Origin of the sequence: Nocardia sp. CA-084685 (assembly GCF_050955785.1) — a bacterium.
Taxonomy (GTDB): Bacteria; Actinomycetota; Actinomycetes; order Mycobacteriales; family Mycobacteriaceae; genus Nocardia.
Window position 1 is genome coordinate 5557823 of sequence record NZ_CP192094.1, and the last position, 16955, is coordinate 5574777.

Annotated in this window: 15 protein-coding genes; 1 reads left to right on the forward strand and 14 read right to left on the reverse strand. The window is 66.0% G+C overall.

Annotation, left to right across the window (positions count from 1 at the left end; genetic code table 11):
* Window positions 1–113: 113 nt before the first annotated feature.
* The 8 genes from ACQP2U_RS24855 to ACQP2U_RS24890 form a co-directional block, all read right to left on the reverse strand.
* Window positions 114–1001 carry a DUF4913 domain-containing protein gene (locus tag ACQP2U_RS24855; RefSeq protein ID WP_433709694.1) on the reverse strand — a complete coding sequence of 296 codons (888 nt, stop codon included), beginning with the start codon at window positions 999–1001 and terminating at the stop codon, window positions 114–116.
* The gene (locus tag ACQP2U_RS24860; protein ID WP_433709695.1) at window positions 998–2875 is read right to left on the reverse strand and encodes a type IV secretory system conjugative DNA transfer family protein; all 1878 of its coding nucleotides are present in this window, start codon (window positions 2873–2875) and stop codon (window positions 998–1000) included. Before ACQP2U_RS24860 ends, ACQP2U_RS24855 begins: the two co-directional genes overlap by 4 nt.
* Window positions 2876–2921: 46 nt before the next feature.
* Window positions 2922–3986, reverse strand: coding sequence for a hypothetical protein (locus tag ACQP2U_RS24865; RefSeq protein WP_433709696.1), 1065 nt, complete (start codon window positions 3984–3986; stop codon window positions 2922–2924).
* A gap of 216 nt (window positions 3987–4202) precedes the next feature.
* Complete coding sequence (locus ACQP2U_RS24870; RefSeq protein WP_433709697.1) at window positions 4203–5183, reverse strand: hypothetical protein; 981 nt, start codon at window positions 5181–5183, stop codon at window positions 4203–4205.
* A 13-nt stretch (window positions 5184–5196) separates the two neighbouring features.
* Window positions 5197–6135, reverse strand: coding sequence for a hypothetical protein (locus ACQP2U_RS24875; RefSeq protein ID WP_433709698.1), 939 nt, complete (start codon window positions 6133–6135; stop codon window positions 5197–5199).
* A gap of 76 nt (window positions 6136–6211) precedes the next feature.
* Window positions 6212–7120: a hypothetical protein gene (locus ACQP2U_RS24880; protein ID WP_433709699.1), complete on the reverse strand. Its 909-nt coding sequence runs from the start codon at window positions 7118–7120 to the stop codon at window positions 6212–6214.
* A gap of 54 nt (window positions 7121–7174) precedes the next feature.
* On the reverse strand, window positions 7175–8176 hold the full coding sequence (locus tag ACQP2U_RS24885) for a hypothetical protein (protein WP_433709700.1): 1002 nt from the start codon (window positions 8174–8176) through the stop codon (window positions 7175–7177).
* A complete protein-coding gene (locus tag ACQP2U_RS24890; protein ID WP_433709701.1) occupies window positions 8173–8712 on the reverse strand; it encodes a hypothetical protein in 540 nt (179 codons plus the stop codon). Before ACQP2U_RS24890 ends, ACQP2U_RS24885 begins: the two co-directional genes overlap by 4 nt.
* 367 nt (window positions 8713–9079) lie before the next feature.
* Between ACQP2U_RS24890 and ACQP2U_RS24895 the strand changes: the two genes are divergently transcribed.
* On the forward strand, window positions 9080–9655 hold the full coding sequence (locus tag ACQP2U_RS24895) for a DUF664 domain-containing protein (protein ID WP_433709702.1): 576 nt from the start codon (window positions 9080–9082) through the stop codon (window positions 9653–9655).
* 85 nt (window positions 9656–9740) lie between these two features.
* Here ACQP2U_RS24895 and ACQP2U_RS24900 read toward each other — a convergent pair whose 3' ends face one another.
* From ACQP2U_RS24900 to ACQP2U_RS24925, 6 genes are read right to left on the reverse strand one after another with little or no spacing between them, the layout of a single operon-like run.
* Window positions 9741–10859, reverse strand: coding sequence for a C40 family peptidase (locus tag ACQP2U_RS24900; protein ID WP_433709703.1), 1119 nt, complete (start codon window positions 10857–10859; stop codon window positions 9741–9743).
* Window positions 10860–10865: 6 nt separating this feature from the next.
* A complete protein-coding gene (locus ACQP2U_RS24905; RefSeq protein ID WP_433709704.1) occupies window positions 10866–12575 on the reverse strand; it encodes a hypothetical protein in 1710 nt (569 codons plus the stop codon).
* Window positions 12572–14044, reverse strand: a complete 1473-nt coding sequence (locus tag ACQP2U_RS24910; protein WP_433709705.1) for an SCO6880 family protein — start codon at window positions 14042–14044, stop codon at window positions 12572–12574. Before ACQP2U_RS24910 ends, ACQP2U_RS24905 begins: the two co-directional genes overlap by 4 nt.
* On the reverse strand, window positions 14041–15492 hold the full coding sequence (locus tag ACQP2U_RS24915; protein WP_433709706.1) for a hypothetical protein: 1452 nt from the start codon (window positions 15490–15492) through the stop codon (window positions 14041–14043). The genes ACQP2U_RS24910 and ACQP2U_RS24915 overlap by 4 nt, the downstream gene beginning before the upstream one ends.
* Complete coding sequence (locus ACQP2U_RS24920) at window positions 15489–16295, reverse strand: hypothetical protein (RefSeq protein WP_433709707.1); 807 nt, start codon at window positions 16293–16295, stop codon at window positions 15489–15491. Before ACQP2U_RS24920 ends, ACQP2U_RS24915 begins: the two co-directional genes overlap by 4 nt.
* Window positions 16296–16311: 16 nt before the next feature.
* Entirely contained in the window at window positions 16312–16953 is a 642-nt protein-coding gene (locus tag ACQP2U_RS24925; protein ID WP_433709708.1) for a hypothetical protein, read from the reverse strand.
* Window positions 16954–16955 lie beyond the last annotated feature (2 nt).

A 16955-nucleotide genomic window follows, 5' to 3' on the forward strand; every position in this document is an offset into this window, starting at 1 on the left:
GAACTCGGCTGATGCGTCCCATCCGTATGTCGCCTCGGCCAGCATGGTGGCGACCGCGACCGACTCGTTCTGCGGGGACCAGAGCACCCGCGCCTGCGGCCGCGTCGGCGTGGTCACAACTCCGGCCTTCCCGCCGCACTGTTAACTGCGAAGGCTCTGAAATCGGGGCCGAATCCCAGGTGCTCGATGCGGGTCTTCGCACCGGGGGCACCGAACCAGGCGGCGGGGATCCGTTCGGCGGGCAGTCCTGGGATGTCGAGGTGTTGGTCAGGGGTGCAGCGGTGCAGTGGGCCGTTAGCGGCGTCGAGGATGTAGCGCATGTGGGGGTCGATGTGGCGCACGAATAGCGCGCTCATAGCCGACTTGTCCTCGGCCAGGCCCGCTGCTTCGAAAATCCTGTGCAGGCCGGCGAAGCGGACCGCGACCGCTTGGTGGCGCCACCACTCCCGACACCAGCTGTACTGGCCTTCCCGGTTGGAGCCCGCGATCCGCACCGCGGTGACCGGCAGCAACCAGTCCTGCACGAACACGCTGTAGTGGGCGAACCGCGGCGGCGGCTTGGTCGGCCCCTGTTCCTCGCCCTCGGGGGCGGTATCGGGTAGGTGGTTCGCAGGAGCGAACCACCCGGCCGGGACGGGCTCGAACGGCAGCGAGGGTGTGGCGTGGTGGGTACTGCGGGTGCAGCGGTGCAGTGGGCCGTTGGCAGCGTCGAGGATGACTTTGAAGTGGGCGTCGAGGTGTGAAAGCAGGAACGTGCTGAGTCCGTTGGCAGTTTGAGCGCGTCGTTGGGCTTCGAACGCGCTGTGCAGGTGCGCAATTCGCACGGCGACGCTACGGTGGGCCCACCATTTGCTGCACCAGGTGTAAGTGTTCTCCCGGTTCGCTTCGGCCAACCGGACGTTGATCGTGGGAAGCAGCCATTTTTCGGTGAACTCGGTGAAATGCCGGTATGCCGGTGGCATCGGGTTCTTTTTGCCCGCCGCCGCGGTCGACGCGCTCATGACTGCCTACCACCGTCTGCCGGATCGTCGTCGATGACTTCAGCTGCCCCATTGATTGGGTGGGCGGCTTTCGCGAAGCGCTCCAACGATTTCCGGATCAGGGGTGCGTATTCGGTATCGGACCACCAGATCTTGCGCACGACTACCGGTCCGTGGTTGGGGAGTCGAACCAGGGCACGGTCTTTGGGCAGTGCGGCCAGCACGGCGACGTCGAGGATGGGTTCGGGCCGCCAGGTCAGGGTGCGGTTGACTCCCCCGGCGCCGTGGCTGCGGGAGCGGTCGGCCACATCATGGGCCCCAGTCATCGCCGACCAGTGTTCGAGGTAGTCGACCGCGGCGATCCCGCCGCCGTAGACCTCGATGGATTGGGCGCGCATCGTCTTGAGACCGTTTGCGCCCCAGAGGTCTTCGCCTTGTTCGAGCACCTGCAGGATCGTGATGAGGATGATCCCGCAGCCACCGGCGTAGGTGTAATAGGAAGGCAACTCCGAGATGCGGGCGCAGTTGGCTGCCTCGTCGAGCACCCCCAGCAGCGGCACCGCCAGCCGCCCATCCGGTCGTGCCCGCGCCGCCTCGAGCCCAGCCTCGAGAATCTGGCCGACCAACGCCGAGGTCAACGGCGTGGCTCCATCGGGACCGGCCATCGACAGCGCATACAACGTGTCAGTCGACGTCACAAATTCAGCAGGTTTGAATTCCGGCAGACTGTGGGTCGAGTCCTGTTCGGTCTTGTCGGTTACGACGCGGGTTTTGCGGGTCTTCTTGTCCGTTTCCTCCCGTACCGCCAGGAGCTGGCGTCGTGGTGGGGTGATCATCCGGGCGTAGCCCTCGTCGGACAGGACGTTCAAATACCGCCTGGCCATATCGAATAGGCCGTCACGTTGGCGGGCGTACAGGGCTTGGGATTCGAGGATGCGTTCGGCGGGCCGCTGATGGCCGTAGTGACGCAGGAGCAACGCCGCGGTCTGATCCTGGTCTCTGCCGAGCCATTCGGCGACGTGCAGCAGATCCCCGCCCGCGCACGCCGCGGCGTACATATACAGGCTCAGTAACTCTTGAGCGCCGCCGTCGAAATAGCTGTCGACTTTGGCGTTGGCGGCCTGCGACGCTGATCCAGAGGCGGCAGAGACGAAGAACCCGGCCAGCTTTCGGGCGGCGGGCAAGTTTGTGACCTGGGTGAGCAGGTTAACCCAGAACCCGCACTCGATCGTGCCGGTGACCGCTTGCAGATCACACAGCCAGATCCGACCTCGCTGTTCGCGCCCATAGACGGTGTGCCGGTACAGGTCCGGTCGGATCGAGGTAGCCAGGCACGGCCCCCAGGCGGCCAGAACCGCAGGCACCGCCCAGACCATCGTCTTGCCGGTGCGGGCGCCGGCTGCGAGTGTCACGCACATTTCGGCTGGTACGAATAGATCTACGCCGCCGATCACTGTCTTTCCTAGCGGTGGACCCTTGAGGGCTTGAATCGCTGGGTCGGCGTCACGGAGGAGTCGCTCGTTGGCGACCGCGTTATCGCTCGCGCGGGCCAACCGAATCGCGGCCGGGCGTTGCATCGTGCGCGCGGCCGCGTCGATCTCACTGCGAGCGCTCAATGCCCGCCAGCCCGCGACGACCAGCGCGGCTCCCGCGGCGGTGAAGACGACAGCCAGCACACTGGCCTGCCACGGCCAACGGTGCTGTCCAGCGACGACTTCGAGCAGCGCGGTCACCGGATGGCCGGTGACAGGCAGTCCGGCCCACCAGCTGCCCAGGCTCAACGCCGCCCACAACGCCAGAGCGAAAGCCATCAACGCCAGGAACGCCAGCAGAAGCGCGGTTTCCTCACCCAGACCGCGTTTGGTGCGGCGACGGGTCTCTCGTGTCGAGATCATGGCCAAAATCCTCCAAATGATGTAAACGGTTGGGGTGAAACGGCTTTCACAACGTCACGTCGGCATCGACACTGTGGGTGCGGTGCGTGGTCACGGCGCTTTCCTCGACGCCGTCGGTGGTGCTCCACTCTGCGAAGTCCGCGCCAGGCAGAGCGGCTGTAGTGGCGTCATCGATGGCCGCGCCACCACCCCGGTCGGTGCGCGGTAGCCCGTCGCGGCTGAAGTTCTCGATCCCCTCGTGCACGGGCTCGGAAACGGGCAGGACACGTTGCGACAGTGTGCCGTCGCGTCCTGCCCGGTAGGCCGCCTCGATATCGTCGGGCGGGACACCGGCATCTGCGGCGTCGACGCGGGCGGTGCGGGCCTCTGCGAGCAGGGACTCCAGGCGTGCGATGTGAGCCTGGTCCTGTTCGGGAGTGCCGTCCCATCGCTGCGACAGCCAGGCGTGTTCGGCGGCGAGATCCTGGAGTCGTCGCAACGCGGCGTGCTGGCGTGCGGCGCGTTCGTCGGCGCCTGTGTCGAGGTCGCCGAGTTCTTCCTCGGCCGCGAGCAGCTGATCGGTTTCGGCGATGATCGCGTCGACCTCGGCCAGACTGGCCAGCTCCGGACCGCGGCCACCGAGGGCTCGGTCCAGCAGGCTGGTGTGCTCGGCGTCGTGTCCGGCGGAGTGGTCCGGGGGCCGCCAGCGCACGCCGTCTTGATTGGAGCCGTTAATGGTGGTTTCGACGTGACCGGTAACTTCGGCGGCTTGGCGTAGGTTGCGCCATACGACCTCATCGACACCGAGTTCGCCTGCGGCTTTGGCTTGGTCGATCTGGGTGTAGGCGGCGCGGGTGGCTTCCGGTCGAAGCTCCCACCCGGAGACCGCCGCTTGTAGTTGTTCCCACTGTCTGCGGTGCTCGATGGATTCGTGGCGGCCCCACTGGGCTGCCAGCTGATCGGCTTGGGTAGTGAACTCTTGCTTCTGCTCAGGTGTTTCGGCGAATGGCGCGAACAGCCGCAGTTGGTAGTAGCGGGTGAAATCGGCCCGGATCTGAGCTTCGGTCTGATCGGCTGCGTCGTGGTAGTAGGCCGGATCGGTGGCTGCGTACCGTGGTTCGGGCCAGCTCATCGCGCAGCCCATTCGGATGTGGTGGACATCGTCGACCTCCGGTGAGGGAAGGGCGTGTGCCGCGAACCGGCTATCGGCGGTGCGGCGGTGTTCGGATGTCCCCTGGCAGTACAGTTTCGGCGTTCCGGTCAGTACCCGTGACCGGTGCGTCGACGAAAAGCGTGTGCTACGAGCGTCTCTAGCGGATCAGTAGTCGGTGCGTGCTTCGATAGGTAGCTAGTAGGGGTCTGTGCCCAGCTCGGTCGGGCGGTATGGGTTTGTCATCTGGTCGCCGTGGTCGGGTTCGATGTCCCAGCTGTGAGCGCATTCGGGGAGGGCGGTGGCGATGGCCTCGGTGATGGCGGTGGGCTCGGCGTTGTGATCCGATTCGCTGGCGGCACTGTTGATGGCCGCGTCGACGAATTCCGCGCGCAGCGACACGGAAGCGGCGTCGATCATCTGTTGCGGTGTCGGTGGAATGGCTTCGATGCCAGCGACGGGGATGCCGGTATCGGAGCCGGTAGGAATGTAGGGCGGGACCGCGAGGTCGCTGCGGGCAGTCGCGTAGGAGTTCCATTCGTTGACGAGCGTCAGTTCGTCATATGTTTCGAGATGGACCGCATGGCTGCGTCGGTCGCTGTCGGCACCCGAGCCCCACAGCAAGTCGGCTTCGGTCGCGGTGATCTGCGCTGCGTGTGCGAGCGCGGTGACCCGCTCGTGGTAAAGCCTCATGTTCTGAGCGAACTGCGCTGCCGCAATGGGATTGGTACCGAAAGTCCACCGTCCGGTAGCGATGCGGTCCGCGCGGGCCGCGGATAGACCGGCCATCCGTTCCAGATGCCAAAGGTCTAATGACAGCATGTCGACGTAGAAGTCCTGCGCGGCGTTATCGCGCACCGGATTCTGTCGGACTCCGGCATCTACGCGCGGGCGAGTGCTCTGGATGCCGAGTTCGCGGGCGTCCTCGATCCAGGCCGGTTCGATCCCCGCGCTGAGCGCGGTCTGTTCGGTCTGCTCACGCTCGGCCTCGAGCCCGTCCAAATGTTTTTGCCACGATGTCTGCGGATTGCCGTCTGCGGTGAGGGCTTCGAAGTTTTCCCATCCGGTGTCGCGGATGCGCGTGTGCTCGGCGGCTAGGAATCGGATGCGCATCAGCAGCTGAGCTTGCCATCGGGATACCGTCGGTGGCTGGGAGAATTCGGGTTCGGGAGTTGTCATCGTCGTCCCCGTTTCACCGTTCAAAGCCGACCGAGGAGCCAGGTTCGGGTGGACGGATATCGGGTTCCGACGCCGGTTCGCTGTCCCATCCCGCCACCGGATCAACCGGTAGCGCCACGTCGACGGCTCGGTCGATGCTTCTGTCGGCGCTGGCCTGGCTCGGTGTGGTGCTTCCGGTGAGGGCTTGGGTGGCGCGTTCGATGAGCTGGTTCGGGGTTGGGGACGGCGCCACCTCTGATCCCTGCATCCGGCCTGCTGCGAGGTTGTCGATGCTGCGCCGCGTTTCGTGTTCGATGCCGCGCCAGGTGTAGGTACGCCATCGTTCGTGCAGCGGGGCGTCGCCGTAGCGGTGCACCGTCGCTGCCACCAACTGTGCCCACCCAGCCTGGTCGCGGCCCCACAACTGGTGGTGCTCGTCGGCGGTCAGGCCGATGACGTAGCCTGCCTCGTTCGCGCGGGTCCACAGGGCGGACATGTTCCGGTCGAACTGCTGTTGCGCCTCGGGGTCAGGAGGAAATCGGCCGTCGCGGCTGCGGAGTCGGTGGGCGACGATGATCGCAGCCATATGCTCGAGCTGCCACACGTCGTTTGCGACGCCTTCGACCATGTCGCCGCGCACAGGGTCCTCCCCGTGGCGCATGGTAGGTGGGTAATGCACGCTATCGCCCCATCGCAGTCCCCGCTCTCCCAACTCCCGTGCCTGAGTGATCGCCTCGGGCGGAAGACCGACGGCGCTGGCGTGGATCTCGATCTCATGGCGATCCGCGGCCAGCGCCCGTAGGTGGGTACGCCAGGCCAGCATCTGGATTTCGCCTCTGCCGTAGTGGGATTCGTAGGTCGGGTGGCCCTGCAGTAGGACCCGCACGTGGTCGGCGGCGGTGTTTTGGATGCGTTCGAGCAGCCGCATCTTCCAGTTGGTCAGCCCCTCCATCCCGGGTATCGGTTCACTCATGGCTAACTGCCTCTCTCCTGAAAGGGATTGGTGTTCGGTCGTTTCCGGCCTCCGCGAGGCGACGAACGATCCAGGGTCACGGGTCATGGCCTTGGTCGGACTCGGCCGCTGCCAAGGCGTGCGGCCCGTCGGTCGTGAGCTCGGCAGGCCCGAGAGCCGCCGGTGGGTCACCGGTCATTCCGGCGGCCTCGATCGCAGCATTGATTCGCGCGCCATAGCGCTCGCAGTCGGGATCAGTGACCGCGGGCTCCCTGGGACGCCGATCGAGGGTCCTGATTGCGTCGACGGCGAGTTCGACCATGCGGTCCGGGGAGATCGGCATGTGGGTAGCGATGTCGTCGTGGGTGATTCCGGCGGTTTGCAGCACGATGACTGGCATCGTGAGAGCGGTGAAGTCGGTGTCTGCCACCTGGTTCCATCGCGCCGCGAGCTGCCGGTCACTGTGCTCTGCGAACTTCCCGGCGACCGCGGTCGGCCAATGCTGCGCGCCGCGCTGCCATACCTGGTGGCGTTCTTCTTCACTCAAGGACAAGGCGTGCGAGACCGCGCCGACGCGCTGCCAGGTCATCCCCATCACGCGCCGAAACCGCGACACCGCATCGACATTCAGCTCGCCATGGCGGATGTAGGCGGCCGCCACACCCGCCATATCCCGCAAGCCGCGTACCTCAATGCCCAACGCGTCGGTCAGTGCGGCCCGATCGACCTGTCCCGACCCGAGCAGCACTTGTCCCGGCTGCCACTGCCCACCACGCTCACCCGCAGCGCGGACGTAGTCGATCCATGCCTTCGGCACACCGACCGCGAATGCCACAGCCTCGAGCTGTTCAAGCGAATGCTCACCGATACGCAAGTGCTGCAACACTTCTGGCGGAACACTGACGTTTCCGGCATGGCGAGTTCGCTCGAGGCGCTGCTGGTTGTCGTAGGCGATGTTCTGCACCGTTTTCAGCAGATGCGCCTGAAGCGGCGTCGGTGTATCCATCTCACCGACCCCCGCCATGTAGCAGCCACACCGCCGGCATCCTGGTTTCGCTGGTCATGGCTCAATCCCCAGATCCGGTGCCGCTGAGGGTGGTTCGGCGTCCAGATCGAAATCCATGGCCTCGGTGATTCCCTCGCCAGTGGCGCCGGTCGCGTCGATCGCCTCGCTGATCACTGAACCCTCATCGGGCTCGATTCCCTCGTCGCCGGACAAATCAGCGAACTCGTGGGTGAGGTGGGTGGCGAAACTGAGCTCCTCGGTGAGAGCGACAACGTCCTCGATCCCCACCGATATGGCGTGCTCCCACGCTCCCGCGTCGAGGTCATCGAAGCCACTGAAATCGTCGACGACGGTGGCCTCGATGATTTCGCTCTCGGTGCCAATATCGGCAACCAGCGTCGCATCGACGACCTCGGTGTAGTCGGCGCCGGTGTCCTCGACGAACCGCTCGTCGAAGGCGTCGGCATCGCGATCGTGTTGGTCGGATAGTCCCTTCGCGCCCTTTGCGGCGGCGAACGCGGCTGCCGAAGCCTTCGCCTCGCCGGATTCCCCCTGCGCGGTCAGGGTGTCACTGAAACCCGCTGCACGGCGGCGGATCTCGATCAACAGCTCCTTGTATTCAATATCGAGCTTGTGCAGCTCGACCGCGCGCGTCTCCCGGTTAGTCAAGTGTTTGCGTTCGAGCTTTGCTGCTTTGTTTCGGCGGGACAGGTCGGTATCGGCACGCTGGATTTGGCGCCACTTCTGCCACTGCTCCATCTGATGTGCTCGCCCGCCGCTCTCGATACGCGCTCGCACCTCATCGACCTTGGCGGCGTTGAGGTCGCGCTTATGCCTCGCTTCCTCTACGGCGTCGATCACGCGGAGACGGTGTTCGAGGAACGAGCGCCACTCCTTGGCGCTTGCGTGGCGAACCCGCTGCTCGGACTCCGTCTTCGACCGCGCTTCCCCACCACGCCCGCGCATCAGAGCGGCGGTGGTGTGCGCGGTTTGCAACGCCTGAACGAAACCGCCGCGCAGCGCCTGACTGCTCTCTTCGACCGGATCGCCACTCACGAAAACACCTCCAATCCCGACAACACCCACCCCGACGCGGCAGTGGTACGGGTGGCGTGGGCGTACACCGCCCAACTGATCGGGGGTAGGTCACCGGGTTGCAGGTCCACGGCCAGCACGCGGTCGGCCGTGGTCGCGGTGTCGGTGGGATGGTCGTCGCTGCTCACGCCAGCGGATGCGATGATTGGGGTGGCGGTGGTATGCCATTGCTGCCATTGCGTGGCGCTCAGCGGTGCCCACACCAGGGCCGCGGACTCCGCGCGCTCAGCGAACCTGGGGTCCATCAACGCCCGCGCGGCCCGAAACGTCACCCGCGCATCGGTGTGCTCGCTGGGCCGATAACTGAACACGGCGGTCACCGCCGCCGTCAGCACGGCATCGACCGAACACGGATCCACCATCGCGAAAGGCGGCGCGAAAACTATTGCCGTGCACTCCTGTTCGTCGTTGGTCATGGGTTGAGGTGTGGTCGCAGCGCATCCGGCGGTCACGGCGGCGACGCCGAGAGCTGCGGTGAGAACGGTTGTCGGGGTCACGCCGACTCCCGATGGGGATGCAATAGGGGCAGCGACGCCGTTGACCGAGGCAGAATGCGCGGGTTGGGTTTTCATGCTCGATCTCCCGGGGTGGAGTCGCGGGCTGGGGTAGATGTAGGTTCTCGTCGGACTTCGCGGTCGGACGTCCGGCGACCTGAGGATTCGCCGGGGTTTCTCCCACGCATTGCGGCGGGGATTCTCACCGACATTGCGCATTCCAGCGAGGAGCAGGGCCCTCGTCGCCGACGGTGGGCTCGGCCCGAACCCTGCCGAGCCGCCCTGCTGTGTCGAGACCTCCGCACCTGAAAGGCCGCAGAGTCTGTGCAAGATACGGTGAGGAAGAGCAATCGAATCTACGGTGGCGACCATGACGATTAGCGATTACCCGTGGGAGCCGCCGCTTGCCGGTAGCGAGGTCGAGCACCTTCTCGGTGCTCTCGACAGGTTGCGCACGACCTTCCGTTGGAAAGCCGACGACCTCGACGCCGCCGGGCTGAAAGCTCGTGTCGGGATGTCCTCGCTGACTCTCGGTGGCCTGCTCAAACACCTTGCCGCTGCCGAGGACTACATGTTCACCACCAAGCTCACAGGGGATCCGGTAGGTGCACCCTGGGATGCCTTCGGTTGGGACGGCACCGAGAACTGGGACTTCACTTTCGATACTGCCGACGACACCGCCGAGCAGCTCTATGCGCTGTGGGACGGCGCTGTCGAACGATCCCGCACACGGCTTCACGCTGCTCTGGCTACCGGTGGGATCGACCAGCTCGTTCATCTGTCCTCGCCCGACGGTCGCCACCTCAGCCTGCGACGGCTCATCTGCGACCTGATCGAGGAATACGGCCGCCACACCGGGCACGCCGACCTGCTCCGCGAGGCTGTGGACGGACTGGTCGGCGAAGATCCGCCAGCCCGTTGGCGGCCCAAGAGCGGGCGGGCATAGCAACTTTGCCGCCTCGCCCTCCTGCGCGGTTCTCACCGATCTTGCGCAAACGCAAGACCGACGCAAAATGACCGATAAGACGCAATCAGTCACGAGAACCTACAGTAGAGGGGTTGCTGTAACGGCGTACGTCCATGTGTTCGCCCTGCCATGCGCTGAGTGGGGTGAGGGTGACGTTTTGCCCGCTCTGGGGTGCGTGGAGAAGCAGATCGCGTCCTTGGGCGTCGCGGCCGTAGTAGATGCCGACGTGATGGGAATCCGTATCGCCCGGTTCGGTGAAGAAGATGAGGTCCCCGGGTGCCCGATCTGCGAAGGGCACCGGTTGCGCGGTCGGATGGTCTTGCTGGGCTTGTGTGTAGTGCGGCAATCGGATCCGGCCGCCGGAGGCTTGGTAGATCGCATACAGGGTCAACCCGGAGCAGTCGAACCCACCGCCGGTCGGACCATAGCTGTCGCCGCCACCCCACACGTAGGGTGTGCCGAGCCAGCGGGCAGCGTGCTCGATCACCGCCCGCCCGAACGCGCTCGCTGCCGCTGGCAACGGTGCGCCGGAACCGGTCGACCCGCACCCGCTCGCTGGTGACCCTGCCGTGGTGCGGGGCATCGAGGCGCGGTCGATATCCGCGAACAACGCGTACAACTGCCGCGCCAACTCCAACTGTCCAGCGTAGGCATTCGGCGCGGACTGTTCGATCGCTTGGGCGAGTTCGGCTGGTGCCATCGCCTTGACGGTGGGGCCGAGCTGTGCAGCTTCGGAGTAGAACCAATTGATCTGATACAGCGGATCCATGAGTGTGGCGATGCCGACCGCACCCCAGACGCTGGTACGCATTTGGTGTGGGCCAACCGAGTCGTGGTCGAAACCCACACCGTCGTTGGCATAGTTCAATGACTCCGGTACCGACGGGTTGGCCAGATTCCGAAACGCGCTCTCGGTGGCCTGGGCCGCCAACTCGGCGATGATCACGTTCTCCGGCATCCGGCGTTGTTTGCCGATCGCGACGCCGTTGCGGGCCAACTGCAACTGCCGCTCCGACAGCCCCACTATCGATTGACCGGTAGAACCACTGACGCTGGCGACACTGTTCACAAGGGGGGTCGCACATGAGCGGACCGAGTCGACGCTCATAACCATCAGCAGCAGTAGAATCAGCGCCACCGGTTGCGAGATCGCTATTGCGACTACGGTTTTCGATGCAACCACCGGCCATCACCTGCTCGCCTTCGCCGTACCGGGCAGCTCGTCGAACCGCCGGTTTGTGTTGTGCACATCCGTAGCGCGCTCAGTTGGTGTGAACACCAGCCGGAAGGGAATCCCGGGCTCTTCGGCTTCGCCGGTTTTCAGCAGAAAACAGCCAGTGCCAGGCGGGGTTTCGCGGCGGGTGGCGTCCAGGTCGTCGTCGCTGGGTGGGCGTGGTGCAGCCCAGGAGGTGACGAGTAGTTTCTCGGTGTCGGTGATCCCGACCGCGGCACGAAGACGATTGATCTCCTCGGGCCCGACCGGGCCGATGAGTTTGGCGCGGGCGCGTTCGAAGAAGCCGATCGCTTTGGCTTGGGCGGCTGGGGAGTCGAAGGCTGCGAGGTCTTTGATGGTGTGGCTGCACATGATCAGTCCGGTGCCCAGGCCTCGTTGCAGGCGGGTGAGTGCATCGACGCGGTCGACCATGAACTCACCGACGCCCAGGACGCGCCAAATTTCGTCCATGACGACCTCGAAGGTGCGCGGTGGGGCGAGCCCGGCGTCGGCGAGGGCGTGGGCGGCGGCGACGGCGCCGAAGCCTTCGCTCCAGCAGACCATCAGCACCGCGGCGAGTAGTTTGGTGTCGCCTTCGGGGATGCGGGAGACATCCACGCACACCGCCGGACTCGCGAGATCCAGACCAGTGGTGGTGGGCCCGTTGAAGATGGCGCCGAAGGGGCCCTCGACCAGTGCGCGTAGCGAGCGGCGCAGGGTTTTGGTGCTCGCTCGGTAGGTGGTGTCGTAGTCTTCTTCGGCGAATTGGCGTAGTTGTTCCCCGCCGCCGGCGATGACCTCAAGTAGGTCGGCCAGCAGGGGTGGGTGTTGATAGGTGAATCCACCTGTGGGGCTGTAGAGCTCGCGTAGTCCGGCGGCGAGGAGGACTTCTTCGAAGTCGGCCACTCGTGACCCGCGCACCAACTCGATCAGGCCCGCGACGATGTTGACTTGCCCGGCCTCCACGCGCGCGGTGACCTGGCGGCGCTGGTCGGGGTCGGTGAGCCGTTCGACGACCGCGCCGAGCGCGCCGACATCGAGGGGGTTGAGGGTGCCGTGCCCGTAGCCGAGGTCGACGACTTGGCCGCCGAGGCGTTCGACGAGGTCGCGGTAGTCGGGTTTGGTGTCGCCCATGCACAACACCGTTTCCCCGGCCGCGACCGCGCCGGTCACCATGCGCCGGATCAGGCTGGATTTTCCGAACCCGTTGAGTGCCAGCACGAACGCGCTCGGGGCGGTGATGAAGCCTTTGAGAAACCAGCTCATCGGGTCGAAATGCACAGGCGCACCGGTGATGTAATGCGCCCCGACAGGTGCACCGATCGTGGGAGCGCTGGCACCAACGACGAACGGCCACAACCCGGCGACTTGCACGGTGGTCGCGCGCCATTCCGGTGTGCTGGGCACCACCGAGGCGCGGCCGCCGCCGAGCCCGCGATATCCACGGTCGGTCAACGGGAGGGGCGATCGGTCGAAGCCGTCGCCGACGACATCGGCCGCACGGTGCGCGGCGGTCGTGCGGCGATGATCATCGCTCGATATCGCCAGCCTTCCTCGCCAACCACGCAGACCGGGCTTGGCGGCGGCAGCCTCGGTCGCGGCGCGCGCCCCCGGCGTGAGCACCCGCATACCAGCGACCACTTCGGTACGCGCAGGACGAGAAGCCTTGCGGCGGAACCCGTTCACATCGACACCCGCTTCGAGATCGAGGCGTGCTCGGGCAGGATCAACCCGATCCCCAAGCTCGCGGCGAATGCCGCAGCTTGCGTGCCGTAGCAGCGGCGCACCCCGAGCCGGGACGCGGCGGCCATCCCCTGGACCGACGCTTCGATCCCGGGCAGGTCCCCATAGAGGTGATCGGTGACGGTCACCAACACTCCGAAACGGGTCAAACCCGCCCCGCGTGCTTGCTCCTCGCGGGAGGCTTGGGTATTGGCGACCCGGATCCGCGCCGACGCCGAGGCGATGCCGCGTTCGGTTTGCTCAGCAGCGACCGCATCCCGAAAGTCCGAGTCGACCAGGGTGGTGGCCTCGGCCGCCGAATGCAGCCGGTACACGATCGCCACCCGCTTGCGTGGCACATCCGCGCGGGGGCGCAGCAACTCCTCGAGCACCGTTTCCATAACCGCGCCGCGCGGGGCGGCGTCCATCTCCCAGGTGATCGAGCGAGCGCCGTCGTGGACGTAGTGATCCCAGCGGTCCTGGTGCGCGATCGGCCCGACCGAGTCCCACGACTGCGTGCCGGTGATGTCGGGGCCCGCGGCTTCGACGTCGCGTTGAGCGGCCAGGTCGTAGCGGGTGCGCACCAGCCCGAGTACTTCCCATGCCTGCAGCGGCGTCGCCGGCAAACCTGCGCGGGCAAGCTGGGACAGGACACCTTGCAGGCGGTTACCGATCTCGCGGGCTTGCTCGGCTTCGTCGCGGCGGATGCGGCCTTTGCCGATGGCGCGGTAGGTGATCGCGATGCGGGCTTCGATGCGCACACCGACCCCACCAATGTCGGCGGCGGCTTCCCGCATCACCGCCTTCGCATAAGCCGGGGCATCGGGGCGGACCAGGCGGGTGACTTCCCGGGCTTGCTTGAGGCGGGTTTCGACCACGTTCTCGAGGACCGAGGTCACCGCGACCACTTCCCCACCGCGACTCTGGGTGGCCAGGAATTGGCCGTACCCCTCCACCCAGGCGTCGATCTGGGCTTGATCGACCAACTCCTTGCCGCGGGGGATCACCCGGAGCACCACCGTGTAGTGATCGCTGCGGCGGATATGCAGCATGGCGAAGCGTTTCCCGCCCGAGGTTTCATACTCCGAGAGCCGCGAATCAGCCAGCAGCCCAGGTAGTTTCGCGATGCCGGGAATCTTGGAGAATCGACCGGCCTGGTAGACGTGCTCACCGCGGGCGCGGGCAGCGGCGAACTGCACCCGCAATATCGCGATCTCCCAGCCGGTGCGGCCATTGCGAGTGATAGCCAAGGGCGTGAACACCAGCGCCGCAGCCACAATCAGACCCGCGGCTACCGACAGCGATCGAGTGATCATGAACCCGACCATCACCATGACGATCAGCGCCAACCCGAGCATCGACACACCCCAGGTCAATCCGACGAACCCGGCCGAGCGGGGACGTTCCCAGCGGCCATACACGCGAGCCGTCATCGCCGGACCTCCCCCGGCCCCAACGCATCCGGATCCAACGCGCCTTCTGTCGCATCACGGGTCTGGCTGTCGATCGCCGAAACCCCCCGCTGCGCCATATCTGCGGCTATCTGAGCACCCATCACCAGCGCACCGGCCATACCGCCACCGGCAGCAGCCTGCCCACCGCCGCTGCCCGCGCCGCTCGCACCGGGCGTGCTCGACGACCGTGCCGCTCCGGCACCAGTGGACCGCGCAGCGCCACCACCCGCACCGCCACTCGAACCACCTGCGGGACTCGCGGCTCCCGACGCGGCAGAACCACTGTCGCTGCTTCCACCAGACATCGGACGGCCCCCACCACCACCGCCACCAGGACTACCGCCAGGCGTCGATGAACCGTTGGATGCCCCGCCCCCGCCAGGCGCGTTTTCTCCCTCACTGACCTTTCGGCCGCCCGATCGATCCCCCAGCGACGCCATCGCCACACCGGCCGCGCCACCAGCCAACACAGCCGACGCGCCACCACCACTTCCGAGCGTCGCAACCGCAGGGGCGACCAATCGGATCAGCGCGGGCAACACCACCACGCTCATCACCAGCAGAATCAACCCCAGCAACACCAGTTGCGGATCCTTTTGGTCGCGCCCTGCCACGGTGAAGGCGATCGCATAGACCAACGCTCCGACCGGCTTCCACAGCACGAACGCCAGCGACCAACTCAGCAAACGCTTGTAAGCCTGGGACCCTGGCCCTGTCCCCGAAGCAGCTGCCGCGAGCGGGATGGCGGCGACGACCAGGATCAGCAGGGCTTGCCGCAGTACCAGCATGACCAGCTGTATGAGCATGCTGATGATGCCGAGGAGGAACAGCACGAGCAGGACGCCTGTGCCTAATCCGGAGTTCCTCTTGAGATCGAACTCGGCCAGCGCGGCGACGATGTTGTGTGCGTCGCCGCGGGACGCGTCGAACAGCACCCATTCGGCGAAGGCGTCCCCGGCACGGGTTCCGGCGGTGATGATGGCGGCGAAGGCCATCGAAGCGAAAACGGCTCGAGCCAGCATCAGGAAGCTTTCCTGTGCTTCGCCCGCGACCCCACCGCGTTTGGCCAGTGCGAGTCGTGCTGCGGCGAAAATGATTCCGCAGGTCAGCAGCAGCACCTGCAGGCCGCTGGTGTATTCGCGGATCCCGGACAACACCGGTCCAGGTCCCCCCTGGTTGTCTGTCAGTTGCGGTGACGGAAGCGCTGTCCACCAGGTCATGACGAATCGCAGCAAACCGCCGAAGCTCTCCCCGAGTTGCGATGTCATGTCGTCGAGGACGGAACTTGCCGTGTCGGTGGCAGCTTGTCCGAGCTGTTCACATGCCTGTTGGGGCCCCAACGGCATATCGCAGACGTCGGGTAGAGGGAGCTGCGACCGCCACGGCATCAAAGCGTCGACCCGCGCATCGGCGAGGACAGATCTCATGACATGGTCTTCCATGAGCCGAACTCGGTCAGGGTGGGCGCGTATGTGCCTGGTCCCCAAAGGCTTTCGATGTTGTCGGGAACGCGGACGCGCCAGTCGCCGTCAATCCAGGCCATCGGCCAAGTCGAGATCGTGTGACCGAGTTGGTTGCGGTTGGCGAATTGCACGATTGCGAGGTCGTCGCGGTAGCCGGGCTGGATTCGGATGCCGTCGGGGACCACGACGTAGCGTGCGGCGTCGCGGGTGCGTTCGCGCGAACGGGCGAAGCGGTCCAGCAGCTCTTGGCCGCCGCCGTAATAGCGTTCGCGCACAACCTTCTGCCAGACGCTCTCGGGGGCGGCGAGCGCGCGGGCGAGCGCGTCGGCCGCTGCCAGCGCCGCGCCTTGGGGTGTGTGGGCGAATCCGGTCGCGATCCCGTCGTGGATGCGGGCCGGTCCGTCGCTGCCTGAGACGGGCAATGCCGCTCCTCCCCAGCCTTGCTGCCACTGCATCCGGGCGGGCGCAATGGTCAGGTAGTCCGGGCGGGTGGGGTCAGGTCGTGTGCTTGTGTCTTGTGCAAGGGCGACACCGGCTTCTGTGCCAGGCACTTCCAGGCGGTTGCCGAACAGATCGGTGCTCGGTGGTAGCGGCGATCCGGTTGGCGGCACGTCAGGGAACGTTCGCTCGGTCGGAGCTGTGGTGCTGCCGGGATCGGCGGGGACATCGTGTGGTCCGTTGTCGTCGGTGATCGTCAGGACGAATGCGGCGATCACGACGGCGGTGATTCCGGCGGGCAGGATGATCAGCAGGCGATGGGGTTTCATGATCTCGTGGGCCTCCTCAGCGCGGCGCGAGCGCGACCATGTCGGCCGGGGACGCGGCCACGGTGGTGACCGACGCGGCGGTCGGGTCGTCGGGTAGCTGCAGACGCCAGTCCTCGCTGCGCCACAGCACGTGGGTGTGGTTGCAGGTGATGGAGTTGTCGGGGTGGATGGTGTAGATGTCGACGTCGGTGGCGTCGAGGCTGTAGTGGGAAATCTGGTAGCCCATGACTTTCGGTGCGTCGCTGGTGATCGGGGCGGTGATCGAGATCTGGGCGCGGGCGGTGGCCCAGGTGTCGCGCCCTGGTCCTGGGGCGAGCATGCGTTGACCCACGATCGGCCATTGGCTGTCGGTGGCGATCGACATACGGACCGTGGAGTGGATGGCTGCCAGCGCGGCACCTGCCGGTGAGCGCTCGTATCCGCTGGCTACGGGTCCCTCGATGTTGTGGGGGCCTTGTTCGGCGACCGGAAGGTCGACACCTTGAAACGGCTGCCACCGCAATCCGGTCGGTTCAGCAACCGCTGGCGTGGACGGCATTCCAGTGGATTCAGTGGTGGTGGTCTCGGTGCCGCAGGCGAGCAGTCCGGACGCGGCGATCGGTCCGATGCATGCCAGCACGGCCACGACGCTGCGGTGGTGTGCGCGGGAAGGGTTCACGG